Source organism: Mycobacterium scrofulaceum (assembly GCF_001667885.1).
Lineage (GTDB): Bacteria > Actinomycetota > Actinomycetes > Mycobacteriales > Mycobacteriaceae > Mycobacterium > Mycobacterium scrofulaceum_C.
In genome coordinates, this window is the sequence record NZ_LZJW01000075.1 from 14,981 (window position 1) to 39,645 (window position 24,665).

The window sequence follows — 24,665 nt, forward strand, 5'->3', positions numbered from 1 at the left end:
AGGGTCACGGACCGCCCGGACCATGGCAGACGATACCGCCCACGTTGTCCGGTCAGCGGCCGGCGTTTTCGGCGTGCGCCTCGTCGGAGATTCCCGCACCGAAGTGCGGCACGGTGACGAACTCACCGCCGTGTGCCTCGCTGACGGCACGCTGCAGCGGTATCAGCAGCGGCACGAAGAGGAGTTGGTCGGCGACCATCGGCGTCAGCAACCGGTTGTGCACGAAGGCGAATGAGCTCTTGGTGGCCGGGTCGGCCCAGCCGATGGTCCCGCCCAGGCCGGCGTGCCCAAAGCCCCGCAATAGCCCCGGCACCGGTGATCCGTGGTAGCCCAGGTGAAATGACATCGGGAAGAAGACGTTGAGGTCCGGCCGGAAACTGCGCCTGCCCGTCAGCGACGCCACCAATTCCTCCGAGAGGAATCGCTGCCCGTTGATACGTCCTCCGTTGGTGAGCGCTCCGTACATCCTGGCCAGGCCCCGCGCGGTTACCACCGCGTTCACCGCGGGAATCTCGCTGTCCAGCAGCGCCATGTCTCCCTGCACCAGAGAGGTGATACCGGGTACATACGTCGCTCCGAGCGGTCCCGGAATTGGCAGTTTGGCCATCAGCGAGATCAGCTGGCCTAGCACCGGCCCGCCCGAGAAGCGTTGCGGGAACATCGTTTGGGCGGCCTTGGTCGGCGCGTCGGCCGGCGGCCGCCCCAGATGAATACCGTCGGTGTCCAGTGGTCCCGCGATCTCCGTGCGGAACAGCTCCCGCATGCCCTTGCCGGTGATCGCGCGGGCCAATCCGGATGCCAACCACCCGAAGGTGAACGCGTGATAGGCCGCCCGGCCCGCGAGGCGGTCAACCCGTGCCGCGGCCAGCCGCTCTTCCATGAACCGGTGATCGAGCAACTGCTCGGCCGTGACGGTGCCGAGCCGGGACAGGCCCGTCGTGTGACGCACCATGTCGCGAACGGTGATGTCGGACTTACCGTTGGCGCCGAACTCGGACCAGTACTCCGCGATCCGGGCGTCGTAGGAGAGCAACCCACGGTCGGCGAGCCGGTGCAGGATCGTCGACGCCACCCCTTTGCCGGCGGAGAAGACCATCGCGCCGGTGTCCGCAGTCCAGGGCACCGCGCCCTCGCGATCGGACCAGCCGGTCCACACGTCGACGACCGGTTTCCCATCGACATAGACGGACAGCGCCCCACCGCCATACCGTGGGCCGGGGAACAGCGTGGCGAAAGTTTTCACTGCGCAGGCGAAGCCAGGGTCGGCGGCACCGTGCAAGTCGGCGGGCAGACCGTCGCCGGCTTGCAGGGCTAGTCGCTCGGGCATGGCAGCTGGAGCTCCCCTCGATAGTCAAGCGAGTCGCCCATCGGACGACTGAACAGATATCGTCATATTGTATTGTATGCTGTCGGCGGAGTGCGCATGGCGAAGGAGGGGTGATGGCCACGCAAGTAGACACCGAAAGCCGGGCCCTGAGCAGCGGCCGCGCCGTCGAGTTGTATCGGCTCATGAGCAAGGTGCACCACAGCGACCAGCGCGTCCGAAAAGGGCTGTCTTCCGGTGAAATCGCGATGAGCTACTGGCCGGTGGACGGGCAGGAGGCGATGTCGGCCGGGGCCGCGCTCGCCCTCTCGAGCACCGACCAGCTGGTCACCACCTATCGCGGACTCGGCGACGTCGTGGCCAAGGGCATCGACCTGCCCGGGTACTTCGCCGAGATCCTGGGCCGCGGCACCGGCCTGTCGAAGGGCAAGGCCGGCGCGATGGGCATCTACGACCCCGAGCATGGCATCGCCTGGACCACCGGCATCGTGGGCGCCGGTCCCCTGATCGCGAACGGGATCGCGCTAGCGGAGGCCGTCAAGGGCGGTGATCGCGTGGTGCTGGTGAGCTTCGGTGACGGGGCGACCAGCATCGGCTACGTCCACGAGGCGATGAACATGGCGGCGCTGTGGGCGCTTCCGGTGGTGTTCTTCTGCCAGAACAACGCCTGGGCCGAATGCACGCCGGTAGCCGGGTACACCCGCACGACGCGCTTGTCCGACCGGGCCGCGGGCTACGCGATGCCCGGCGTCACGGTCGACGGCACCGACCCGCACGCGGTCTACCAGGCCGTGGCCGAGGCGGCCGAGCGGGCTCGCTCCGGCGCCGGGCCGTCTTTCGTCGAAGCCGTCGCCTACCGCCTGCAGGGGCACTACTTCGGTGATCAGATGCCCTACGCCGACCCGGACGAACTGGCCGCCAAGCGCGCCGACCCGCCCTTCGCCCGGTATCGGCGGCGGCTCGTCGAGGAGGGCCTGGCCGACGAGGCAGACCTCGACCGCATCGATGTGGAGCTGGTCGCCGAGATCGACGCGGCCTTCGCCGCCGCGCGCGACGCCGAACCGCCCGATGCCGATGAACTGACCCGCGACGTGTTCGCCGCGCACGGCATCGAGATCGCCGCACCGGTGACGGAACGTGCCGCGATTCCCGGAGGTGAAACCGAGACCCTCGGCCTCGTGCAGGCGATTCACCGCACGCTGGACCGCGCGATGGCCGCCGACGATTCGATCGTGCTCCTGGGCGAGGACATCGCCGACCCGTCGGGCGGCATGTTCAAGATCACCGCCGGTTTGTCGACGAAATACGGCAGCCACCGGGTGCGCGACACACCGATCGCGGAGTCCTCGATCATCGGCGCCGCGGTGGGTGCGGCCCTCGGCGGTCTCCGGCCGGTGGCGGAGCTCATGTTCGTCGACTTCCTCGGCGTGGCCATGGACCAGATCGCCAACCACGCCGCCAAGATCCGCTACATGTCCGGCGGCCGGCAGGGCGCCCCGGTCGTCATCCGCGCCATGGTCGGCACGGCGGCCGGCCCGCAGCACTCCCAGGCCTTCGAGGCATGGGCGATGCACACACCGGGCATCAAGGTCGTGTGGCCCAGCACCGCCGCCGATGCCGTCGGGCTGCTCAACGCCTGCCTGGCGGAGGACGATCCCTGCCTGTTCATCGAATCGATGAAGCTGTACTACGGCGGCGGCAAGGGACCCGTTCCGACGGCCGACTACGTGATCCCGCTCGGCCAGGCCGACGTCAAACGCGTTGGCACCGACGTCACAGTCTGCACCTACGGCAGCCTAGTGCACGCCGCACTCGACGCCGCCGAACAGCTTGCTGCCCAGAGTGTTTCGGTGGAGGTGGTCGACCTGCGCACGCTGGTGCCGTTGGATCTGGCCACCGTCTTCGAATCCGTCCGCAAAACCCGTCGCCTCGTCGTCGCCCACGAGTCCGTCGGATTCTGCGGCCCGGGAGCCGAAATCGCCGCGGCCGTCGGAACGGAGCTCTTCGGCGTGCTGGCGAGCCCGATCCAGCGCGTGGCCGGCACCTACACGCCCGTCCCGCGTGCGACGACATTGGAAGCCGCGTGCCGCCCCGACGCCGCGCGACTCGTCGAAGCCGTCAGGAGGATCGTGTGACGGAGGTGCGGATGCCGAAGCCGGGCGACGCGATCACCGAAGCAGAGGTGACCGAAATCTACGTATCGGACGGCGCCCACGTCTCCGAAGGGGATGCGCTGTACCAGATCGCCACCGACAAGGTCGAGATGGACATCGAAGCGCCGGCCAGTGGCATCGTTACCTGGAAGGTCAGCCCCGGGGCAAGCTATGACGTCGGCGAACTGCTCGCCGTGATCGAGGCACGGTGAACTCGCTACCGGATTCCGTCGACGTCGACCTCTGCGCCGCAGAACTCGACGGGCGCATCAACGGCGACACTCTGACCGTCACCATCAACCGACCGGAGAAGAAGAACGCCGTCACCGCGGACGGCTATCACGGAATCAAACGGGCCGCGATGATCGTGGCCGACGAACCGGACCTGAACTTCTTGGTGATCACCGGGACGGGCGACGTCTTCTGTGCGGGCGGCGACATGAACGCGGTGCAGAACCCGGATCGCAGGTGGGACGCGTTCACCGAGTCTTATGACGGAACCCCGTTTGAAACACTGGGGAAGATACCGAAACTCGTAATCTGCGCCGTCAACGGCATCGCCATGGGCGGCGGCTTGGTAATGACATTGTTCGCCGACCTAGTCGTCGCATCCGATCGCGCCCGGTTCCGGGTCCCCGATCTCACCCGCGGTGTCTACGAAGCGTTCGTCGCCGCCCGACTACCGCAGCGACTGGGCACCCTGAGGGCGAATCACCTTATCTACGGCAATGATTGGGTCGACGCACAGGAGGCCGAGCGGCTTGGGCTGGTCGGTAAGGTCGTTGCGCACGACGCCCTGCGGTCGGAGGTCGATGCGTTGCTCGAACGAGTTCGAAAGACGGGCCCCACCGCTCGCGCGTCCGTCAAACGCGAGATGGCGCGCGCGCTGCCACCGGTCGACGTGACGGGTTACTGGTCGTCGATCGGAACCGCCGAACAGATAGAGGCGTTCACTGCGTTCCTGCAGAAGCGGCCTCCGGCTTGGGCGTCCAACCGCGATCGAGACGCGTTCGTTCAGACCAGACGATCGGCGTGGCTGGCGCCGGACGAGGATGGTTGACAGCCCATGACCGACCTACCGCAGGGCACGTCGGAACTGACCGGCTGCGACGAGATACTCGTGGCGGTTGACGGTCCGGTCCGGATCGTGACGCTGAACAACCCCGACGATGCCAACGCCGTCAATAACCGGATGCACACGGCGTTCACGCGGCTGTGGTCCACCCTCGCCGAAGATCCCGACGCGCGGGCTGTGCTGATCACCGGCACGGGTGACTACTTCTCCGCCGGCGGAAACCTCGTGGAATGGCTGGAAACCCACGTCAACAACCCCGTGACACGGCGCGCCGGGATGCGCGACGCCCGCCGCATCGTGCGCGACATGATCGACTTTCCGCTGCCCGTCGTCGCGGCCGTCAACGGGCCCGCGGTCGGCTTCGGGTGCAGCATCGCAGTGTTGTGCGACATCGTCCTGATGTCCGACCGCGCCTTCTTCGCCGACACCCATGTCGCGAGCGGGCTGGTCGCCGGTGACGGTGGGTCCGTGCTATGGCCGCTGCTGATGAGCCTGTTGAAGGCCAAGGAGTACCTGATGCTCGGCGAACGCATCAAGGCCGACAAGGCGGTCGAGTTGGGCTTGGCCAACCGGGTCGTGCCGCACGCGGAGATCAAGCAGGAGGGGCTGTCGATTGCCCACCGCCTGGCCGCGTTGCCACCGAGGGCCGTGCAGGACACCAAGCGGACGCTGAACCTGCACGCCCAGCGCGCGATCACCGGCATCCTCGAATACGGAATCTCCGCCGAGACTGAGTGTTTCACCACGCCCGAACACCGGGCCGCCATCGACAAGTTCCTCAACCGGTAGGACTACTGGATGACCGGCAAAACCAACTCGGAGCCAGCGCTGATTCGCTACGAAGATCGAGACGGCATCGCATTGATCCTTCTCGATCGACCGCGCCAGCGCAACGCCTTGTGTTACCAATCCTGGACCGAATTGTCCATGGCGCTTGGCGGAGTGGTTGCGTACGGCGACCGCGCGTTGGTATTGGCCGGTGCTGAAGACTTTTTCTGCGCCGGTGGAGATTTGAAGACGGGCCCGGCGCACGGCGACGGTCCATTGGGTCCTGCCGGCCGCGTCGAACACGCCCAACGCGTGATGGAACAACTCAAAGCTGTGCCTGTACCGACGGTCGCAGCAGTCGAGGGTGCGGCCGTTGGTCTCGGTTGGAGCTTGGCGCTGGCGTGCGACCTCGTCGTCTGCGCTTCCGACGCATTCTTTGCCGCCCCGTTCGTCGCGCGTGCGGTGGTGCCCGACGGCGGATTGGCCTGGCGCTTAACGCAACAGCTAGGCCGCAACCGCGCTGCCTCGTTACTGCTACGGGGAACACGACTGCCGGCCAGCCAGGCCGAGCAGCTTGGGCTGGTGAACGAGATCGTTGAACCCGGGTCCGCCGTCAGCCGCGCACTGGCCATCGCTGACGAACTTCTCCGGGCCGACGCCGGGGCGGTCGAAATGACCAAGCGGCTGATCAATTCCGCCGAGGCGGCTCAGCTCGCCGCGTTTCATCCGCTCGAGCTGGCGATGGCAACCGTGGCGCAACAACGTTCGGCGGCCGCCGAAGGACGAGCCGCATACTCCTGACGTCAGCGCGGCAGTCCCAGACCGACCGTCGAGATCAGGTCGCGCTGGATCTCGCTGGTGCCACCGCCAATCGTGTGGAGCACCGAAAGCAACAAACCTTCGGAGAAGTGCCCGTCGAGTACGGCGTCAGGGTCATCGGGCATGAGTTCGCCTGCCGGACCCAGGATTTGGGCCCCGAGTCCGCGTAGCTCGGCGGTCAATTCGGAGTGATACAGCTTCGACAATGACGGCAGCGCGGGATCCAGCGCGCCGGCGGCCTGCAGGTGGGCGACCCGATACGACAGGGCGCGGCCCACCTCGACGCGTTCGACGGCGCGGGCCAACGCGATGCGGTTGGCGGGATCGGAAAGGGGGTCGTGCGCGGAACCTTTCTGCGCGTGACACCAGTCAATGAGCTCATCGAGATAACGCTGGGCCTGGGCCGCCCTGGTGACGTTTGACCGTTCGGCGTCCAGCAGCGCCTTGCCGACCGTCCAGCCCTCGCCCTCCGCCCCGACGAGGTTGGCGGCGGGCACCCGCACACCGTCGAAGAATTCCTCCGCGAACGTCGGATAGCCGGTCATGGATCGGATGGGCCGGCGGGTGATGCCCTGACTTTCCAGGTCGACGAGGAAGAACGAGATGCCGGCCTGGCGCTTGTCCGCCACGGGCGAGGTGCGGGCCAGGACGAAGATCCAGTCGGCGAGCACGCCATTGCTGGTCCAGGTCTTCTGCCCGTCCAGGACGTACTCGTCGCCTTCTCGCCGGGCCGTCATGCGCAGCGACGCCAGGTCCGAGCCGGCCTCTGGCTCCGAATAACCTTGTGCCCACATCCGTTCCGAGCGCGCAATGGCGGGCAGATGCTCCGCCTTTTGTTCGGGCGTGCCGTATTTGAACAGCACCGGCGCCAACATGTTGACGCCGTTGGTGTTCACTAACGGCGCGCCCGCATAAGCGAGTTCCTCACGGATGACCACCTGTTCAACGATCCCGCGTCCGCCACCTTCGTACTCGGCGGGCCAATGCGGCACGAACCATCCCTGCTCGTGCAGCGCCTTGCAGAACGCGACCGCACGCTCGTGAGCGTCGCGCGGGAGGTAGTCGGGATTCGCGGCGGTGCGGCGGAATTCGTCCGGGAGGTTGGCTGCCAGCCACTCGCGGATCAAGGCCCGCAATGACTCGGTGCTCTCATCACCGCCGAAGCGAATGATCGGTTTCAAAGGCATGGCTATATGCGCTCGGTGGGTTTGGAGCCCTTCTTCATCAGCTCCGCCATGAACTCCTGGAACTCCTTGCTGCCGGTCACCATCGCTTGCAGATCGTTGGTCGCCTGCTGGTGGGTACGGAACCCCATGGTCTCCCACGCGCGGATGACGCCGGACTTGACGGCCTGCAGGGTGATCAGGGGTGCCTTCGCGATCTGCGCCGCCAGTTCCTCGACGGTGGCCTCGAGTTGATCCGCGGGGACCACTCGGTTCACCAGACCGAACTCGAGCGCTTCCGCCGCGCTCAACCGCTGAGCGGTGTACAGGTATTCGGCGGCCCGCTTGTAGTTCATGAAGACCCACGGCTCGAACATGGTCTCGGCGCCCGGCAGGCCGAAGCCCGGCACCAGGGGCATCTGGAACCACGCGTCCTCGGAGCAGACGGTGATCTCGGGAATCAGCGCCCAGGTCGTGCCCCCGCCGATCGCATACCCGTGCACCTGGGCGATCACGGGCTTGGGAAATTCCCACAACTTCAGCACCGGCCAAAGGAACAGTTGTGCCGCGGAACGCCACACCTTCCCCGACGCCTGCAGTTCGGCCATGAACTCGGGATACGCGCCGGTGGGGATGTGGCCTGAGCAGAATCCCTTGCCGTTGGCCTTGATGATGACGACCTTGATGTCATAGTCGTACTGCGCATCGTCCAGCGCCTCGTTGACGCTGTGGACCATCTCGGAGGACTGTGCGTTGGCGGCGTTGGGGTTGTTTAGGATGATCCGCGCAATGGGGCCGTCCTTCTGGTAGATCACATGCTCGAGTTCACGCGTTTCCATCGTTCGTCCTCCTCAAGACCGGGCAAGCACATCGTCGCCGATGGTGCAACTATACAGATAATGTAATAGTGTTCTTTCACGAGAGGACGGTGCCGATGACGACGATCGAGTTACGTTGGGATCCGTTCGACCGCGCGCTGCACCAGAATCCGTACGGGGTCTGGAAACGGCTGCGCGACGAAGCGCCAACGTACTACAACGAGCATTACGACTTCTACGCGTTGAGCCGGTTCGCCGACGTGATGGAGGCGTCGTTGGACACCGAGACGTTCTCCTCGTCGCATGGGCTCACCCTCGATGCGATCACTGACGAGCCGTGGCCGCCGCCGCGGGCGATGATCATGATGGATCCGCCCGATCACACCGCACTGCGAAAAATGGTCAATCGCACATTCTTTCGCACCCAGATCGCTCAGCTCGAGGACCGGGTGCGCTCGCTCTGCTGTGACTACCTGGATGCGTTCGTGGGGACGGGCGGCTTTGACTACGTGCGCGAGTTCTCGATGAAGCTCCCGGTGATGGTGATCAGCTCCATGCTGGGCTTTCCCGAGGAAGACCACGACAACCTGCGTGAGTGGTCGGATGCCCAGCTACACCGCGACGAGGGCACGACCCAGCTCAGCGAGGAGGGCCAGCAGGCCAACGCGAAGCTGTTCGCCTACTACGCGGATCAGATTCAGCGACGGCGGGCCACACCGACCGACGACATCGTCGGCCGCCTGATGGCCTCCGACCTGGTCCAGGCGGGCCGCGAGACCCGTCGCCTGGACGACGGTGAAGTGTTGATGTTCATCGCAATGATCAACGTCGCCGGCAACGAGACCGTCGCGCGCCTGCTGGGATGGGCCGCGCTGACGCTGGCGCGGTACCCCGACCAGCGGGCCAAGCTGGTCGACCGCCCAGAGCTCATCGGCAACGCCGTCGAGGAACTGCTCCGCTACGACGCCCCGTCGCCCGTGCAGGGCCGCTACACGAAACGCGATGCCACCTACAACGGCACGCTCATCCCGGCGGGCTCACGTGTTGCGCTGCTGACCGGGTCAGCGGGCCGCGACGAACGCCAATATGCGAACCCCGACGTCCTCGACGTCGAGCGCGCGGGGATCCGCCACATCAGCTTCGGCCACGGCTCGCACTTCTGCCTGGGTGCGGCGCTGGCCCGTCTAGAGGCCCGGGTCGCCCTTGAAGAGACGCTGAAGCGTTTCCCGATCTGGGATGTCGACGAAGCCAACGTGGAGTACGTGCACACGAATTCGGTGCGCGGCCCCGCCAGCGTGCCGATGCGGCTGTGACCCCCGGGCTTGCCGTCCGCACCGAGGGCGCGGTGCTCTGGTTGGTCTTGGACCGCCCAGAGTCCGGCAATTCGGTGACGCGGGCGGTGCAGCAGGCCCTCATCGAAAACCTGCGCTCCGCGTCCGACGACGCAGGCGTACGGGCGGTGGTGCTCACCGGCCGCGGTGACAAGCATTTCTGTACGGGACCCAACCTGCGGGACCCGGGAATGCAGCCCAAGAAGGACCGCGTAGCGGGCGACGCCGCCCGCATCCTGCGTACCGGATCTCAGGCGGTGGTGTCCGCATTGCTGGACTGCGAGAAACCGGTGCTGTGCGCGCTCAACGGAATCGCCGCCGGGGTGGGCGCCAGCATGGTGCTGGCCTGCGATCTCATCGTGGCCTCCGAAAGTGCCCGCATCATCGAGCTTTTCGCGCGGCGCGGGCTCGCGCCCGACGGGGGTGCCGCCTATCTGCTGGCGCGCAAGGTCCCCTTCAACGTCGCAAAGCAGCTGCTGTTCTTCGGCGAGGAGCTGTCCGCGGCCGAGGCCGAACGCCTCGGCCTGGTCAACAAGGTCGTCGCCGCCGACGACCTTGAAGCCGAGACCGCCGCGTGGGCCGAGCGGCTTGCTAATGGGCCCACCCGTGCGCTGGCGGCGGCCAAGGCGATGCTGAATCAGGCGTTCGACGTCGACCGCGATGCCGCCTTTCGCACCGAGGCGCTGTTGGTGGAGCAGGTCGCCGCGACCGACGACGTCGCCGAGGGCATGGCGGCCTTCACGGAGCGACGCGACCCGGACTTTCGTGGACGCTGAGTTCTCGCAGCTGCCCAATGCCGCGATGACTCGATTGGATAATTGAACACCCAGTGTTAATCTGTCTCTCGCCGCGAGCTGGTGGAGGCCCGCATCCCCGATGCCGTCCCAGGGCGTGAGGAGAAGCGAATGACGCTGCACCGGAGCGCCGCCTCGCTGAACGGTCAGGTCGCCGTCGTCACGGGCGGAGGCGGTGGGATCGGGAGCGGCATCGCCGAGGCCCTCACCGAATTCGGGGCACGGGTGGCCATCTGGGAGAAGGACCAGCCGAGTGCCACGGAGGTGGCCGCGCGGGTGGGCGGCCTCGCTTGCGTCACCGACGTACGCAACGCCGAACAGGTCGACGCGGCGCTCGCCACCACCGTAGACGCGCTGGGGATTCCTACCATCCTGGTGAACAATGCCGGCGGGGTCTTCTGGTCGGGCCTGCTGGACACCTCGCCCAACGGCTGGGATGCCCTGATCCGGATCAATCTGACGCAGGTGCTGCTCTGTACGCAGCGCGTTACGCGGGCCTTGGTAGAGGCGGGACAAGGCGGCAGCATCATCAACATCAGCACCATCGAGGCGGTACGCGCCGCGCCCGGGTTTGCCGCCTACGCCGCGGCCAAAGCGGGGGTGGTCAACTTCACCAAGACCGCTGCGCTGGAACTCGCACCGCACAACATCCGCGTCAACGGGCTCGCGCCCGACTTCACGCTCACCGAGAGCCTGCAGAAGATGGCGCCCAACGGCGTCGAAAACGCCAAACTCATGGTGCCGATGGGCCGCGCGGGCCACGTCGACGAAATGGCCGGAGCCGCAATCTTCCTCGCCAGTGACCTCAGCGCCTACGTGACCGGGCAAACGCTGCACGTCGACGGCGGGACATCGGCGGCCGGCGGCTGGTACCACCATCCGCAATCGGGTCAATACGTACTCGGCCCGTCGACCCCGGTGCCCTAGCCACGATGCACGACACCGAAATTCGGGACCTGTTGGCGAAGGAGGAAATTCGTCAACTGCCTTACCGTTACGCCGCCGCGATCGAATCGCGGGACGTCGCCGCGATGGCCGAATTGTTCGTCCCGCACGCCCGGTTCGGCGACCACGGAGAGGGCCCCGAGGCCCTGCGCCGGCTGATGTCGGCCAGCGTCGACGGGAGCGTATTCGCGGTCATTCTTGTCGCTAACCACCTCGTCGAGCTGGACACAGCGGACCGCGCCCGTGGGCAGGTTTGGGCCCAGTGTTTCGCCCAGACCGACGCCGAGGGGTTTGTCGAACAGCTCATCAAGTACGAAGACCGCTACGAGCGGCACTGCGGGCGTTGGCTGTTCCTGCATAGAAGGCATCGCCTGTTCTACGGCGTGAGCCGCCGGCCGTCGCCCCTGACACAGAAAGCCGCAGCCTGGCCACGAAACCAGACCGGCGTCGGTGACCTGCCGCTGACCGATCCGGTCTTCACGGCTTGGTGGCAGAGCAAGGCCGACGGGGAAACGCGGCTGTGAGCTCCGGCCGTTGCCTAGCCGAGGGGCTGTCCTTCCCCGAAGGCCCGGTCGTCTTCGACGACGGTTCCGTCGTGATCTCGGAGATGGCGGCCGGCAGGATCACCCGTGTCCGCCCCGACGGCGTCACCGAGACGGTCGCCGAGACAGGCGGCGGCCCCAACGGGGTGGCCCGGCTTCCGGACGGTCGGCTGCTGGTCTGCCAGAACGGCGGCTCCACCTTCGGGCTCGGCCCGTGGCCCTACGACTTCGCCGGCTGCGCAATACTTTTCCGGCCGGTAGGACCGCCCGACCACCCCGTCGCTCCCGCACTGCAGCTGGTCGAAGCCGACGGTCGGGTCAGCACCCTGTGCACCGAATTCGTCACGCGCTCCGGCGGCACGTTGCCGCTGATGCGGCCGAGCGACATCTGCGTTGACGGCGATGGCGGCTTCTACGTCACCGACGGTGGAGCCGCGCGCAACCGCAGCCGCGGCATGACCGGCCTGCTCTACGGCACCGTCGACGATGGTCTTCGCGAGATCGTCTACCCACTCGAGATGCCCAACGGCGTTGCCCTGTCCCCGGACGGGGCGTTGCTCTACGTGGCCGAGACGCGCACGCGCCGGGTCTGGGAGTTCACGCTCGACGGCCCCGGAGTGGTGACCCGGGCGCGCGGTCTGGCAACGGTGCCCAGCGGGGGCCCGCTGAATGTCGGAGGGGCCGATGGGCTCTGTGTCGACGCCACCGGCAGAATCCTCGTCGCCACTCTGGGTACCGGCGGCGTCACCGTCATCTCCCCGACCGGTGAACTGCTGGGGACGATTCCCGCCGACGACCCGATGACGACCAACGTCGCCGTGAGCACCGATGGCGACACGTTGTTCATGACACTCGCCTCATCGGGACGTTTGGTGACGGTCCGGAATTGGCGGGCACATCTGGGCGCTGCGCAGGCGTCACCGTGAAGCTGGCCCGGCGCCGGCTGCGTTCGCCGTTCGCGCCCTCCGGCAAATCACTCGTGATGTCGGGGGCGATTGTCCCGACCGTCGTCGGCTCAACCCTGATCGCAGCACTGACCGCCTGGGCTCTGCCGACGGGTGCGGCGCTCCGCGAACACCATGTAATGGTGGTCAATATCGTTGCAGGAATTTGCTATTCCGGCATCGCCCTGCCGCTGGCCGGGATCTGTGGGTACATCTTGTTGAGCCTGCCCGCGGAGGCAAGCGATGCCACCGCGCGCCGTGTCGTCCTGGCCATCCCGACGAGGATGGCCGTGGTTCATGGGGCCGTATGGTCGGCGGCCGTCGTCGTCTTCGTGCTCACAAATCTCGATACACCCTGGCTGGCGGCAACCTTGGGAGTGTCCATTCTGCTCGGAGCCATCGTGACGACCGCGCTGTCCTATTGGATGTGCAGAATTGCGCTGAGGCCGACGGCGGCCAGGCTGCTCACCGAAGACCCGCCGACGCAGCCCCGGGGGCCGGGTCTTCGGCTGCGTGCGGTAAGCGCCTGGGTGATCGGAACGGGAGTTCCGGCGTTGATGGTCATGCTCGTTGCCGCGAGCGCCCTCTTCGTCGAGTACTCCGCGCATCGGCTGGCGCTGGTTGTTCTCGTGCTCGGGGGTTGCACCATGGCCTGTGGCTTGGTGGTCGCCGCATTCAACGCGTCATCCATCGCCGATCCCATCGACGAAGTCAGGGACGGCATGCAACGGATTCAGCGCGGCGAATTCGACGTGTCCGTAGCCGTTTTCGACGCCTCCGAGCTCGGCCTGTTACAGGCGGGCTTCAACACAATGGCGACCGGACTTCGGGAAAGAGAACGGCTGCGCGACCTGTTCGGCCGCCACGTCGGCCAGGACGTGGCTCGGTTGGCCGAGCAACTCGCCGCCGCCGGTGACCAGATCGAGATGGGCGGAGTCAACCGGGAAGTGGCGGTGTTGTTCGTGGACCTGGTCGGCTCGACACGACTGGCCACCACACTGGAGCCACCCGAGTTGCTGGCGACGCTCAACGACTTCTTCACGATGGTCGTGAACGCGGTCGAAGCCAATCGGGGCTTCGTCAACAAGTTCGAGGGGGACGCGGCGCTGGCGGTCTTCGGCGCTCCCCTCGACGACGATGACAGGGCCTCGCATGCACTGGCGACAGCGCGCGAACTCAACAGGATTTTGAATCCGCCCGGCGCGCCGATCAAGTCCGGCATCGGCGTTTCGGCCGGCATGGCGGTGGCCGGCAACGTCGGCCACCCGGGCCGCTACGAGTACACGGTGATCGGCGACCCGGTCAACGAGGCGGCACGGCTCACCGAGGTCGCCAAACTATCGGTGGGCGTCGCCGCGTCGGCCACCGCACTTGTCATGGCGAGTCAGGCGGAGTCAGGGCGGTGGCGGGTCGTCGACTCCAAAGTGCTGCGCGGCCGCACCAATTCGACCGACATCGCCGTACCGGTCGATTGAAGCTCCGTGCGCGTCAGACCTTATGGGACTTCTGCTCTTCCATCTTGTTCAGGAACGCCTCCAGGCCGACGCCGCCATGGCCCGCCATGACTTCGTCGTAGTCGTACTCCGGCGGGTTGCCGCCGTTGGGGCGCCACCCGGCATCCGCGGTGCAGGATTTGAAGCCGTCCTCGGGGAAGGCGTACCAGCGCCGCGTGTTGAGTTCGACAATCTTGGCGGCCTCTTCGTCGGGGACGTCGGCGAGCATCTCCTCGGCGCGCGCGCGGCTCTTGGGCCAGAAGGAGTCGGAGTGCGGATAGTCGCATTCCCAGGTGATGTTGTCGATCCCGATCTGGTGGCGCATCGACATGCCGACTTCGTCCTCGATGAAACATCCGGAAATGTTGCGCCGGAACAGCTCCGACGGCGCCACCGCGGGGTGGATGTTCTGGTAGAACTTGTGCTTGCGCCAGACGTAGTCCGCGCGTTCGACGAGGTACGGCATCCAGCCGACGCCGCCTTCGGAGAACGCGACTTTGAGGTTCGGGTGCTTGTGGAAGACGGGCGAGAAGATGAGCTCGGTCGCCGCGGCCATGGACGTTGTGCCCATCAAGGTGATCATCACCGCGAAGGGCGCCTCCGGTGCGGTCTGGGGCGGGAATCCGCCGCTGCCGAAGTGCATCACCGCGGTCAGGTTGGTCTCTTCGAGCGCCGACCACACCGGCTCCCAGTACGCGGTGTGGTAGCTGGGCAGCTTCAGGTTGGTCGGGTTGTCCGGCAGCCCAATCGCTCTGGCCCCCTTGGCCGCCACCCGCTCGATCTCGGCGACGATCAGGGCCGCGTCCCACAGCGGCGTGATCGCCATCGGGATGAACCGGGCGGGATCGGTGGCGCACCACTCGTCGAGCGAGAAGTCGTTCCACGCCTGGACGGACAACTGCGCGAGTTCCTTGTCCTCGCCCTCCAGGAAGACGGTGCCACAGAAGCGCGGGAAGGACGGAAAGCAAAGCATGGCGTGCACGCCGTCGATGTCCATGTCCGCCAGTCGGGCTTTCGGGTCGTAGCACCCGGGGATCATGTCCGCGTAGCGGATTGGGTCGACACCGAACTCCTCCGGCGACTTGCCGGCGACGGCATTCAGCCCGATGTTCGGATAGGCCCTGCCCTCGTAGACCCACTGCTGCACCGGCGGAGCCCCGTCGCGCGGGAAATCGACGATGCGGGGACCGGCATCGAGGAATTTCTTCGGCAGTCGGTCCGCCCAGACCTGCGGTGGCTCGATCAGGTGATCATCGACGGACAGGAGCTTCATCGAAGGTTGCAGCGGCATTGTGGGAGTCGTCTCTCGAAGTCGTGCGATACGGTACAAGTGAACAGATTATGACTATTTGACTATAGCGCCGATGGTGGCCGGAGCCCAAACGAACAGGGCGCATCAAGGAGGACCATGACAACACCCGATAACCCACAGTCGCGCATCCCGCACGACGATTGGGCGGACCAGGACCTGCTCACCAAAGGTGAGGCGGCCGAACGGCTCGCCGCCGAGATCGCCGAGGTCGCTGCCAAACTCGGCGCGTCGGACGATCAGGACGAGACCCTGATGCGACGACTCAACGGGCTCCAGGAGGCCTACAAGCACCTGACGCGGGACCCACAGGGCTGACGCTCAGGCGCGCGGCAAGCCCAGCACCCGCTGGGCGACGATATTGCGCTGGACCTGGGCCGTTCCGCCGTAGATGCTCGCGGCGCGCGACCACACGTAGATATCCCATTCCAGGCCTTCGGTGAGCAGCGGGCCGCTGGCCGAAAGGTCCATCATGGCGTGGGCGAAGAACTGGTCGGCACGTGTCATGAGCAACTTGTCCACCGAACCCTCGGGTCCGGGAAGCCGACCGTTCTGGCGCTCCGTGAGCGATCTCATGACCTTGATCTGCAGTGCGCGCAGCTCCACGTAGGCCTGCCCGAGCCGGGCCCGAGCCGACGGCGAGTCTTCGAGCCAGCCGACGCGAACGTCGTCCTCGAGGCGACGTAGCTGCGTCTTGAGCCGGCCGATCCAGTTGATGTCGCTGGGACCGCGCTCGTAGGCAAGCAGCTGGTTGGCAATGGACCAGCCCTCCCCACGCCCGCCGAGCAGATTACCCGCGGGTACATCGACGTTGTCGAACGTGATCTCGGTGAACTCGCGGTTGCGCGCGGCGTTCACGATGGGCCGCACTTCGATGCCGGGCGTCGACATCGGCACCAGCAACACAGAAATGCCGGCGTGCTTCCGTGCGTCCGGCTCGGTGCGGCACAGCAGGAAGCACCAGTCGGCAACCGCACCGAAGCTCGTCCAGATCTTGCGGCCGTTGACGCGAAACATCTCACGCCCGCCGGTGTCGATGAAGTCGGCCCGGGTCTTCAGCCCGGCGAGGTCGGATCCGGCCTCGGGTTCGGAGAACCCTTGACACCAGCGCACGCGGCCGGACAGCAGGCCGGGCAGCAGCGTGTCGCGCTGCTCGTCGGTTCCGAAAAGGCGTAACGCGTTGCTGAGGTGACCGACGCCCTCGATGGGCGCGGCGCCGGCCCGCCCGAGTTCGTCGTTGAGGATCGCCTCGTAGACCGGCGCCTTGCCGTGCCCCCCATACTCGACGGGAAAGGACAACCCGATGTAGCCGGCTTCGTAAAGCGTTTGGTGCCAGGCATTTTGCGCGTCAGCCCGCGCCGCCGGGTCGTCGGGAATCGCGGCGTCGGCGGCGTGCTCGGACAGCCACTGCCTGAGCTCGGCGCGGAACTGCGCTTCGGGTGCGCTGTCGTTGAAGTCCATGGCTAGGCGAGTTCCCGGTTCGCCAGCCGCAGAGCGGCGATGGCCTCGTAGTGCACCGTCTCGTCGCCGAACAACCGCCGGTCCAACAGCGCCCGGCGCAGCCGCAGGTGTGAAACGTGCTCCCAGGTGATCGCGATGCCACCAAAGACCTGAACCGTGGTCTCCACCACCTCCCGGCCCGCGGCCGAGGCGTATGCCTTGGCCGTCATCGCCGCCAGCCGCGCCTCGTCGGCCGGCGAGTGGTCGATCGCCCACGCGGCGTGCCAGAGGCAACTCCGGGCGCCTTCCACTCGTACCAGGGCGTCGGCGAGCAGATGGCCCACAGCCTGAAACGAGCCGATCTTGACCCCGAATTGAGCCCGCTCGCCCGCATAGCGGACCGCGTCGTCCAGGGCACCCTGCATGATGCCGACCAGGTCGGCGGCGACGGCGGTCATCGCCAAGGACTCCACCCGCTGCCACCGTTCGTCATCGATGGCCTCGCCGGTCACTACCGCCGAAGCGACCGAACCGGCTGGCAAACAATGGAATTCACGGGTCAGGTCCAGTCCGCGCGGGCCGGCGCCGCACAGTGGTGCGCACACCAGGCGACGTTGTCCGTCGGTGCGGGCGGTCAGGAGTCCGTGGGTGGCGCCCGCGGCGTCGAATGCCACCCCCGGTCGGTGAGGCGAGCCGAAACCCATCAAGTCGGGGCCCAGCACCGGCGCCAGCCGAAGGCCGCCTTCCGCGATGAGCTCCAGTTCCTTCTCGGCGCCGGCCGCCTCGAGGAGCTCGGTGGCCAGCACCGCCTGGCCCGCCACCGGAACGGCGCTGAGGGTTCTGGCGAGTTCTTCGATCACGATGACGGTTTCGACGCCGCTCGCCTCGAGCCCGCACAGGCGCGGCGAACGCAACGTCGGCACACCGAGATCCACCAGGCGGCGCCACTGGGCGTCGAGCGCCTCGCCGGCCGGGATGTCGTCCGCGCTGGAAACCCCCACGCTCGCCCCCAGCTGCGCGGCGGTGTCGCGGAGCAGTTGCTGCTCGTCGGTAAAGGCGATCTCCATGGTCAGCGCAGGGTCATCTCCACGCTGGTGTATCCGCGCACCGTCGCGGTGAGCACGCGTTCCCGCGCCCCGATGGCGTAGTCGGGAAACCTGTCGGCGATGTACTCCAACACCAGCTGCGCCTCGCGGCGAGCCAACCATTGCCCGAGACAGATGTGGATTCCCCACCCGAAATACACGTCGGTGCCGCGCGGCCTGTCGATGATGAAGCGGTCGGGATCGTGGTAGCGCCGTTCGTCGCGGTTGGCGCTGCCCAGGAGCAGCAGCACCCAGTCGCCGGCATCCATGGTGACGCCGTGTCGCTCGACGGGCCTGGTCAAGGTGCGCGCCACCCAGTGGCTCGGTGTGTCGTAGCGCAGCGCCTCGTTCACCGCGGCGGGAATGACGGTGCGGTCCTTCACGATGCGCTGCCACTCCTCGGGGTGCTCGGCGAGCGCGACGAGGCCGTTGGAGATCAGCTTCTGCGTGGTTTCCGAGCCGGCGGCCGACAGGAGATTGCAGAACATGAGCACCTCGTGCGGGGTCAGGGCGCGCTGGCCGCCGGCTTCGGGGTCGTCGAACGTGGCTTGCAGCACGACGCTGATCAGGTCGTCACCCGGGTCGGTGCGGCGCCGCTCGATCAGGTCACCGATGTACTGGCTGATCAGGCGGTTGGCCTCAATGGCTTTGGCCGGCATCGCGACCTGCCCTTCCTCCCGGGTGAGGAAGGCCTCCCACCAGACGCGCAGCTGCGCGCGGTCGCTGTGCGGCACGCCGAGCAGATCACCGATCACGTCCGTGGGCACCGAGAACGCGAACGCCTCCATCGCGTCGACGGTGGTACCCGGTTGCAGCCGGCCAAGGTGCGTGTGGACCACGGCCCGCAGGGCAGACTCCATCGCGGCGACCGCTTTTGGCGTGAAGAACCCTTTGAGGACCCCGCGAATGCGGTCGTGGCGAGGCGGGTCCATCGAGATCACCGAGTACTTCCGTCCGTCGTTGTCCGGGTTCTCCGGTGCCGGACCGCGCTTGGACGAGAATGTCTCCCAATCCCGCAGAGCCTGCGACACGTCGTCGAACCTGGACAGGACCCACCAGCGGTTTTCGGGATCCCGGTAGACCGGCGCCTCGTCGCGCAATCTGCGGTACACCGGGTACGGATCGTCGAAGATCGCCTTGGAGAACGGCGAATACATCAACTCGCTGGTCGCTGGCACAGCCCTGACTCTATCATCGCAATGAACAATCGGACGTTAAGTGACTAACTGCTCAGTCGCTCGGCGGCGTGCGCTCGATCAACTCGATCCAGTTGCCGTCGGGGTCAGTCGCCATCAGTCCCCGGTTGCCGCCGTCGAATGTGACCGTTCGTTCCGGTCGGGCTTGGCCACCCAGGCGTTCGATACGCGCGACGACCGCGTCCGCGTCGCCGACGCGGAAAGACAGGTGCGTGAAGCCCACCGCGTTCATCCGACGGGGCCGGCGCTTCTCGCGCACGCCCGGTACCGGGTAGCCGAGCAACTCGAGGCGAAATCCGTCGCGCTGCAGGTAGACGAGGTCCAGCACCAAGCCTGGCACGCCAAGCAGCCGCGCCGTATCGGGCCCGTCCACCCGTAGCCGGCCGGATTCGTCGAATCCCATTGCCAGGCAATAGAACTGGACGGATCTTTCGAGATCGCTGACGCACAGCCCGATATGGGTGAGGCGGTCACCGGGGGTCATGCGTCGTCGGCGAGTTCGTCGAGCAGCGCGTTGTGTTCGCCGAGCAAGGGTGGCCGTACGGGCCCGCCCGCAAGAGTGGCGCTGAAAAGGTATGGCGTGCCCGGATAGCGGAACGTCTCCCCCAGCTCCGGGTGGTGGACCGGCACGTGAAACCCGCGGGCGGCGATGTGTTCGTCCTCGAAGGCCTCGTCGGGCGACAGCACCGCTCCGGCGGGGAATCCGCGTCGCTGGCTTTCCAGGAAGTACTCGTTGGCGGGCATCCGGGAAGCGATCAAGGTGATCGCGTCGCGGGCCGCCGTCAGTATCGCGGTGGTCTCGTCGTCGGCACCGATCATCGCGATGTCGACCGGCTCGTCGCGAGAGGCGGCCATTTCCAGGAACACCGCCTCGGGAAGCTCGTCGGTCAGGCCGAGGTCCGCGAGCCAGGTCAGCAGGTTCGCGAATTCGGTCGGTTTGCGGGGTAGCACGCCGGTGGTGGCGTAGGCGCCGTCCGCGCACCGGACCTGCGTCGGTTGACTCCGCGTGAAGTACGCGTGACGGCCGGTCTGGCGGACGCACGTCTCGTTGTTGACCAGCCAGTGGTACGTCGTCTGCTCGGAACTGACGTTGCAGGCCGCATTGACGCTGACGTCGACGAGCTGACCCTGGCCGGTCTGGTCCCGGTGCGCAAGGGCCACCAGCGCTCCGATCGCGCAATACAGGCCGGCGAGGTTGGCCGACTGCTCGCCGGCGCCGCGGATCGGCGGCAGGGAGTGATCGTCGTAGCCGCAGTTCCAGACCGGACCCCCGCCGGCGAGCATGGTGAGGTCGGTGACGGGTTGGTCGGCCCGCATGCTGTCGAGGCCGAATGGGGTGACCGCCACCCAGATCAGGGACGGGTGCCGGGCATCGCCGACGGGGCCGGACCCGGAGATCACGATGTCGGCGCCAGCGATCAGGCGCCCCAGTGCGTTACCACCCTCCGCGGTGTCGAGATCGACGGTCACCGACCTCTTGCCCACGTTGCCGCTCCACCATCGCAGGCTGGTATCCGTCCCGATGTTGTCGTGCGCGAACGGCGGTCGCGACCGATGTGAGGATCCCGCGGGAGGTTCGACCACGACGACCTCCGCGCCGAGTTCGGCGAGCAGCCTTCCCCCGACGGGGGTGAACTGGCCGCTGATCTCGACGACGCGAATCCCGCTCAGCGCGTTCAGATCACACCCCGCTTCGTCAATTCTTCCAGCTCCTGATCACTGCGCCCGAGCAGCCTGCCCAGCACGTCTCGGTTGTGTTCGCCCAGACACGGCGCGGCCCGCGAAATGTTCCACGGCGAGGCCGACATTCGCAGGGGAACCCCTTCGACGCGCACCGTGCCGATCTCGGGGTGCGTCACGGTCGGAAAGAGTCCCCAGTCGGCGAGGTCCGGGTCTTCGTCGATCCGTTCCCGCGGCGACTTCACGACACTCGCCGGCACCCCGGCCGCAGTGAGTTCGGCTGCCAGCGAGGGGGCTTCGCGGGTTTGAGTGCAGGCGCTGACGAGTGCGTCGAGTGCGTCGGCGCCGAGCAACCGCTGCTCTAGGGTGGCGAATCGGTCGTCTGTCAATCGCGGTTCGTCGATGACTTTGGACAGCAGGGCGACGTCCCGGTCGTCGCGGCAGGCGATGGCGATCCACCGGTCCTCGCCCAGGCACGGATAGATCCCATGCGGAGCCATCTCACCGAAGTCGGCGTGGTTGCCGTCCGGGAACCCCGGCCGGCGCGCGGGCCGCTCGTTGACCGTCCAATCCAGCACCTCGGTGGGCAGCATCGCGATGCCCGCAGGCACCGTGGCCAAGTCGATGTATTGACCCTCGCCGGTGCGTTCGCGCTGATGCAGGGCCGCCAGGATCGCGACCGTCATGTAGTAGGCGGCGACGTGGTCCATGTACGAGTAGCCCCATCCCGCGGGCTCACGGTCGGGCAACCCGGCGGTGAAGGTGAGCCCGCTCAGCGCCTGAACGATGGGACCCCAGGTCTTGAAATCGCGGTAGGGGCCGCTATGTCCGAAGCCGCAGTTGGAGACGTAGATGATGTCCGGCTTGATCCGGCGCAGCTCGTCGTAGCCGAAACCCATCCTGTCCAGCACGCCGGCGGCGAAATTCTCGCAGACGATGTCGGAGAGGGCGATCAGCTCACGCAACAGCTGCTTGCCTGCCTCTTGACGCAGGTTGATGGTCACCCCGAGCTTGCCCACGTTGTGGTTGTTGAAGCCGGCGCCCAGATTCACGCCCCGGCGCTCGTCGACGAACGGGCCGACGCCGCGCAGCGCGTCCCACATCCCGCGCGTTGCGGGGTCTTCGACTCGGATGACCTCGGCACCGAAGGCGGCCAGGATCTTCGTCGCCCCGGCGCCGGCCAGTTGACCGCCGAGGTCGCATACCCGAAGGTGGGACAACCCGACGCTCACCATGCAACAATAAAACAGATTTTGTTCCTCTGCCAACGCCGCGCCGCAGCCGGGCTCGGCGGGACGGCTACTCGCAGATTAACAATCGATGTTCTATTGTTCAGTCTTATGGTGACGATCACAGCGGCCCGCTTCGACGAGCCGGCGTTCTACCTCGGCGACCCGAACGCCACATTCGCGCAGTTGCGCGAACACGATCCCGTGCATTGGTACGAGGAGGGCCAGTTCTGGGTCATCACCAAGTACGAAGACATCAAGGGTATCTCGGCTCGACCCGAGAAGTTCAAGTCGGAGCGCATTGGGATCATGATGGATCTGATCGCGCACCGGGAGGGCCGCGACCCTCAGGGATATGGCAACCGCGGCATCATGTTCATGGATCCGCCGGTGCACCGAGTGCACCGCAAGGCTGTCGGCGTGCGGTTCACGCCGGCCGCGGTCGCCAAGATGGAGGCCCGGGTACGCCAGGTCGTCAACGATGTGCTCGACGACCTGCCGAACGGTGAATTCGACTGGATTCAACGGGTCGCCGAGCCCATCCCCGTGTATGTGTTCGCTTACCTGCTGGGAGTGCCCGAGGAAGACTGGCCAAAGGTCGCGGGCTGGGCGACCACGATCGCCAACGTCGGTGGTGGGGCCGCGAGCGACGAGGACTACGCGTTCATCTTCGAACACATCGGGCCCTATCTGATGGGCCTCGTCGCCGAACGCAAGGAGCATCCTCAGGACGATCTGCTCACGATGCTCTCCCAGGTGACCGTTGACGGGGTGCCCTTCGACGACATGCAGGTGATGATCTACGCGCTCACCTTGCTCGCCGCCGGCAGTGAGACCACGCAGAGCCTGATCGCGGGAATCGCCGATTGCCTCGACACGCATCCCGACCAATCGGCGGTGTTGTTCGCCAATCCTGGCCTAAGCGGCAACGCCGTCGAGGAGGTGCTGCGTTACTGGACGCCGGTGATGAGCATGGCCCGGCAGGCGGCCCGCGACGTCCGTCTGCGCGGTGCGGAGGTCAAGGACGGCGACGGGGTGCTGCTCGCCTATGCGTCCGCGAACCGCGATCAGGAGCACTGGGGCCCGACCGCCGAACAATTCGACATCCACCGCCAGGACGCCGCCAATCACCTCGGCTTCGGGGTCGGCGAACACTTCTGCATGGGCGCCGCCCTGGCTCGACGCGAAGCTCGTCTGCTGCTGGAGGAAGTGGCGCGGCGCGCCAAAGGGATTCACGTGGTCGGCGACCGAGTGCCCCGCGTGTCGACGCTGGTGCACACGCACGACCACCTGCCTGTTGTGCTCGACTACCGCTGAGGGGCGTGCCCATGAGCGGACCCATGGCAGGCGTACGCGTCCTCGAGGTTGCCCAGTGGACGTTCGTTCCGGCCGCCGGCGCGGTGCTGGCGGACTGGGGCGCCGACGTACTCAAAATCGAACATCCGCGCACCGGCGATGCCCAGCGGGGCCTACGTCAGCTCGGCAACGTGCAGATCGCCGGCGACCGCAACCCCGTCATGGAGCACGCGAACCGCGGCAAACGATCTATCGCCCTGGATATCTCGACACCGGCCGGCCATGAATTGCTGATGGACATTGCGCGCACAAGCGACGTGTTCCTGACCAACTTCTTGCCCGACGCCCGTGCGAAACTGCGGATCGACGTCGATGACTTGCGGACGGCGAATCCCGACATCGTCTATGTGCGGGGCAGCGCATACGGAACGCTCGGCGACGAGGCCGGCATCGGTGGCTACGACATGACCGGCTTCTGGAGCCGAGGCGGTAGCGCGGCAAGCGTCACCCCGCCCGATATGTGCGGCGTTGTCGCACAACCCGGCCCGGCGTACGGAGATTCTCTGGGCGGCATGACAATTGCCGGCGGAATCGCGGCGGCGCTGTTCGCCCGTGATCGGACCGGTGAGGCCAGGGTCGTGGATGTGTCGCTCCTCGGAGTGGGGGTGTGGGCGATGGGGGTGGCGGTCAACGCCGCGCTGATCTCCGGAGAGCCGTGGCAGGCAAACCCCGCCGGCGCCAACGTCGCCCCGCACAATCCGCTGGTGGGCTTCTACCGCACCGGCGACGGGCGGTATATGGGATTGTCGATGATGCAAGGTTTCCGCTATTGGGCGGACTTCTGTTCGCGGGTCGGACTCCCCGGGCTTGCCACCGACGAACGCTTTGCCAGCCATGAGCTGCTAACCCGCAACGCGGCGCAGGCAACTGCGATCCTGCGCGACGTGCTCGGAAGCAAAACCCTCGAGCACTGGCGCAAAGCGCTGGCCGGTTTCGAAGGGCAGTGGGCGCCCGTACAGAACACGATGGATGTTGTGGCTGACGAGCAGGTGAGGGCAAACGGTGTCATCGCGCCGATCCAAGGCAGCGGCGGTGCCCTCGAGTTAGTCTCGAGCCCCGTGCTTTTCGATCAGACACCGTTTGCTCTCGGCCCGACACCGGAGTTCGCCGAACATACCGAGGCGCTATTGCTCGAACTGGGCAAGGACTGGGACGACATCATCGCCCTCAAAGACAGCGGGACCATCGCCTGATCGACGGC

24 protein-coding genes are annotated in these 24,665 nt (G+C 66.6%); 14 read left to right on the forward strand and 10 right to left on the reverse strand.

Features of this window, described 5'->3' with window-relative positions:
- Positions 1–52: 52 nt before the first annotated feature.
- Positions 53–1,327, reverse strand: a complete 1,275-nt coding sequence (locus A5681_RS10480) for a serine hydrolase domain-containing protein (RefSeq protein ID WP_067273317.1) — start codon at positions 1,325–1,327, stop codon at positions 53–55.
- Between the two features lie 113 nt (positions 1,328–1,440).
- Here A5681_RS10480 and A5681_RS28045 point away from each other — a divergent pair, with 113 nt between their 5' ends.
- Genes A5681_RS28045 through A5681_RS10505 form a run of 5 tightly spaced genes read left to right on the forward strand, consistent with a single transcriptional unit; the run spans position 1,441 to position 6,121 of the window.
- A complete protein-coding gene (locus A5681_RS28045) occupies positions 1,441–3,459 on the forward strand; it encodes an alpha-ketoacid dehydrogenase subunit alpha/beta (protein WP_067273320.1) in 2,019 nt (672 codons plus the stop codon).
- On the forward strand, positions 3,456–3,689 hold the full coding sequence (locus A5681_RS10490; protein WP_082968299.1) for a lipoyl domain-containing protein: 234 nt from the start codon (positions 3,456–3,458) through the stop codon (positions 3,687–3,689). The genes A5681_RS28045 and A5681_RS10490 overlap by 4 nt, the downstream gene beginning before the upstream one ends.
- Positions 3,686–4,537, forward strand: coding sequence for an enoyl-CoA hydratase/isomerase family protein (locus A5681_RS10495; protein ID WP_067273323.1), 852 nt, complete (start codon positions 3,686–3,688; stop codon positions 4,535–4,537). Before A5681_RS10490 ends, A5681_RS10495 begins: the two co-directional genes overlap by 4 nt.
- Before the next feature lie 6 nt (positions 4,538–4,543).
- Positions 4,544–5,341, forward strand: a complete 798-nt coding sequence (locus A5681_RS10500; protein ID WP_067273325.1) for an enoyl-CoA hydratase/isomerase family protein — start codon at positions 4,544–4,546, stop codon at positions 5,339–5,341.
- Between the two features lie 9 nt (positions 5,342–5,350).
- Positions 5,351–6,121 (forward strand): enoyl-CoA hydratase/isomerase family protein, encoded by a 771-nt coding sequence (locus A5681_RS10505; RefSeq protein ID WP_067273327.1) that lies wholly within the window; start codon positions 5,351–5,353, stop codon positions 6,119–6,121.
- Positions 6,122–6,123: 2 nt separating this feature from the next.
- On the opposite strand, the gene A5681_RS10510 is transcribed toward A5681_RS10505, so the two are convergent.
- Together A5681_RS10510 and A5681_RS10515 are read right to left on the reverse strand one after the other, a co-directional pair.
- Positions 6,124–7,326, reverse strand: coding sequence for an acyl-CoA dehydrogenase family protein (locus A5681_RS10510; RefSeq protein ID WP_067273329.1), 1,203 nt, complete (start codon positions 7,324–7,326; stop codon positions 6,124–6,126).
- Positions 7,327–7,328: 2 nt separating this feature from the next.
- Entirely contained in the window at positions 7,329–8,141 is an 813-nt protein-coding gene (locus A5681_RS10515) for an enoyl-CoA hydratase/isomerase family protein (protein WP_067273330.1), read from the reverse strand.
- A gap of 95 nt (positions 8,142–8,236) precedes the next feature.
- On the opposite strand from A5681_RS10515, the gene A5681_RS10520 reads away from it, so the two are divergent.
- From A5681_RS10520 to A5681_RS10545, 6 genes are all read left to right on the forward strand, one after another.
- Positions 8,237–9,433 (forward strand): cytochrome P450, encoded by a 1,197-nt coding sequence (locus A5681_RS10520; RefSeq protein WP_067274047.1) that lies wholly within the window; start codon positions 8,237–8,239, stop codon positions 9,431–9,433.
- Positions 9,430–10,227 carry an enoyl-CoA hydratase/isomerase family protein gene (locus A5681_RS10525; RefSeq protein WP_067273331.1) on the forward strand — a complete coding sequence of 266 codons (798 nt, stop codon included), beginning with the start codon at positions 9,430–9,432 and terminating at the stop codon, positions 10,225–10,227. Before A5681_RS10520 ends, A5681_RS10525 begins: the two co-directional genes overlap by 4 nt.
- Before the next feature lie 129 nt (positions 10,228–10,356).
- Positions 10,357–11,172 (forward strand): SDR family NAD(P)-dependent oxidoreductase, encoded by an 816-nt coding sequence (locus A5681_RS10530; RefSeq protein ID WP_067273336.1) that lies wholly within the window; start codon positions 10,357–10,359, stop codon positions 11,170–11,172.
- Positions 11,173–11,177: 5 nt separating this feature from the next.
- Positions 11,178–11,714, forward strand: a complete 537-nt coding sequence (locus A5681_RS10535) for a nuclear transport factor 2 family protein (RefSeq protein WP_067273338.1) — start codon at positions 11,178–11,180, stop codon at positions 11,712–11,714.
- Positions 11,711–12,658, forward strand: a complete 948-nt coding sequence (locus A5681_RS10540) for an SMP-30/gluconolactonase/LRE family protein (RefSeq protein WP_067273342.1) — start codon at positions 11,711–11,713, stop codon at positions 12,656–12,658. Before A5681_RS10535 ends, A5681_RS10540 begins: the two co-directional genes overlap by 4 nt.
- Positions 12,659–12,819: 161 nt before the next feature.
- Positions 12,820–14,151 (forward strand): adenylate/guanylate cyclase domain-containing protein, encoded by a 1,332-nt coding sequence (locus tag A5681_RS10545; RefSeq protein ID WP_197498569.1) that lies wholly within the window; start codon positions 12,820–12,822, stop codon positions 14,149–14,151.
- Between the two features lie 13 nt (positions 14,152–14,164).
- Here the strand turns inward: A5681_RS10545 and A5681_RS10550 are convergent, their stop codons facing one another.
- Positions 14,165–15,460, reverse strand: coding sequence for an amidohydrolase family protein (locus A5681_RS10550; protein WP_067273348.1), 1,296 nt, complete (start codon positions 15,458–15,460; stop codon positions 14,165–14,167).
- 117 nt (positions 15,461–15,577) lie between these two features.
- On the opposite strand from A5681_RS10550, the gene A5681_RS10555 reads away from it, so the two are divergent.
- Positions 15,578–15,796 carry a hypothetical protein gene (locus tag A5681_RS10555; protein WP_067273349.1) on the forward strand — a complete coding sequence of 73 codons (219 nt, stop codon included), beginning with the start codon at positions 15,578–15,580 and terminating at the stop codon, positions 15,794–15,796.
- Between the two features lie 3 nt (positions 15,797–15,799).
- Here the strand turns inward: A5681_RS10555 and A5681_RS10560 are convergent, their stop codons facing one another.
- Genes A5681_RS10560 through A5681_RS10585 form a run of 6 tightly spaced genes read right to left on the reverse strand, consistent with a single transcriptional unit; the run spans position 15,800 to position 22,111 of the window.
- On the reverse strand, positions 15,800–16,939 hold the full coding sequence (locus A5681_RS10560; RefSeq protein WP_067273350.1) for an acyl-CoA dehydrogenase family protein: 1,140 nt from the start codon (positions 16,937–16,939) through the stop codon (positions 15,800–15,802).
- Positions 16,940–16,941: 2 nt separating this feature from the next.
- A complete protein-coding gene (locus A5681_RS10565) occupies positions 16,942–17,985 on the reverse strand; it encodes an acyl-CoA dehydrogenase family protein (RefSeq protein WP_067273351.1) in 1,044 nt (347 codons plus the stop codon).
- A 2-nt stretch (positions 17,986–17,987) separates the two neighbouring features.
- Positions 17,988–19,181 (reverse strand): cytochrome P450, encoded by a 1,194-nt coding sequence (locus A5681_RS10570; RefSeq protein WP_082968300.1) that lies wholly within the window; start codon positions 19,179–19,181, stop codon positions 17,988–17,990.
- Positions 19,182–19,233: 52 nt separating this feature from the next.
- The gene (locus A5681_RS10575; RefSeq protein WP_067273353.1) at positions 19,234–19,683 is read right to left on the reverse strand and encodes a VOC family protein; all 450 of its coding nucleotides are present in this window, start codon (positions 19,681–19,683) and stop codon (positions 19,234–19,236) included.
- Complete coding sequence (locus A5681_RS10580; RefSeq protein WP_331710646.1) at positions 19,680–20,900, reverse strand: CoA transferase; 1,221 nt, start codon at positions 20,898–20,900, stop codon at positions 19,680–19,682. Before A5681_RS10580 ends, A5681_RS10575 begins: the two co-directional genes overlap by 4 nt.
- Positions 20,876–22,111, reverse strand: a complete 1,236-nt coding sequence (locus A5681_RS10585; RefSeq protein WP_197498570.1) for a CaiB/BaiF CoA transferase family protein — start codon at positions 22,109–22,111, stop codon at positions 20,876–20,878. Before A5681_RS10585 ends, A5681_RS10580 begins: the two co-directional genes overlap by 25 nt.
- Positions 22,112–22,222: 111 nt before the next feature.
- Here A5681_RS10585 and A5681_RS10590 point away from each other — a divergent pair, with 111 nt between their 5' ends.
- Positions 22,223–23,425 carry a cytochrome P450 gene (locus tag A5681_RS10590; protein WP_231996279.1) on the forward strand — a complete coding sequence of 401 codons (1,203 nt, stop codon included), beginning with the start codon at positions 22,223–22,225 and terminating at the stop codon, positions 23,423–23,425.
- An 11-nt stretch (positions 23,426–23,436) separates the two neighbouring features.
- Entirely contained in the window at positions 23,437–24,657 is a 1,221-nt protein-coding gene (locus A5681_RS10595) for a CaiB/BaiF CoA transferase family protein (RefSeq protein ID WP_067273365.1), read from the forward strand.
- Positions 24,658–24,665 lie beyond the last annotated feature (8 nt).

Excerpts from the sequence above, each read along its gene's own strand:
- A5681_RS10480 (WP_067273317.1), bottom strand. The coding sequence starts at position 1,327 with ATGCCCGAGCGACTAGCCCTGCAAGCCGGCGACGGTCTGCCCGCCGAC.
- A5681_RS28045 (WP_067273320.1), top strand. The coding sequence starts at position 1,441 with ATGGCCACGCAAGTAGACACCGAAAGCCGGGCCCTGAGCAGCGGCCGC.
- A5681_RS10500 (WP_067273325.1), top strand. The coding sequence starts at position 4,544 with ATGACCGACCTACCGCAGGGCACGTCGGAACTGACCGGCTGCGACGAG.
- A5681_RS10505 (WP_067273327.1), top strand. The coding sequence starts at position 5,351 with ATGACCGGCAAAACCAACTCGGAGCCAGCGCTGATTCGCTACGAAGAT.
- A5681_RS10510 (WP_067273329.1), bottom strand. The coding sequence starts at position 7,326 with ATGCCTTTGAAACCGATCATTCGCTTCGGCGGTGATGAGAGCACCGAG.
- A5681_RS10515 (WP_067273330.1), bottom strand. The coding sequence starts at position 8,141 with ATGGAAACGCGTGAACTCGAGCATGTGATCTACCAGAAGGACGGCCCC.
- A5681_RS10520 (WP_067274047.1), top strand. The coding sequence starts at position 8,237 with ATGACGACGATCGAGTTACGTTGGGATCCGTTCGACCGCGCGCTGCAC.
- A5681_RS10530 (WP_067273336.1), top strand. The coding sequence starts at position 10,357 with ATGACGCTGCACCGGAGCGCCGCCTCGCTGAACGGTCAGGTCGCCGTC.
- A5681_RS10535 (WP_067273338.1), top strand. The coding sequence starts at position 11,178 with ATGCACGACACCGAAATTCGGGACCTGTTGGCGAAGGAGGAAATTCGT.
- A5681_RS10550 (WP_067273348.1), bottom strand. The coding sequence starts at position 15,460 with ATGCCGCTGCAACCTTCGATGAAGCTCCTGTCCGTCGATGATCACCTG.
- A5681_RS10555 (WP_067273349.1), top strand. The coding sequence starts at position 15,578 with ATGACAACACCCGATAACCCACAGTCGCGCATCCCGCACGACGATTGG.
- A5681_RS10560 (WP_067273350.1), bottom strand. The coding sequence starts at position 16,939 with ATGGACTTCAACGACAGCGCACCCGAAGCGCAGTTCCGCGCCGAGCTC.
- A5681_RS10565 (WP_067273351.1), bottom strand. The coding sequence starts at position 17,985 with ATGGAGATCGCCTTTACCGACGAGCAGCAACTGCTCCGCGACACCGCC.
- A5681_RS10575 (WP_067273353.1), bottom strand. The coding sequence starts at position 19,683 with ATGACCCCCGGTGACCGCCTCACCCATATCGGGCTGTGCGTCAGCGAT.
- A5681_RS10595 (WP_067273365.1), top strand. The coding sequence starts at position 23,437 with ATGAGCGGACCCATGGCAGGCGTACGCGTCCTCGAGGTTGCCCAGTGG.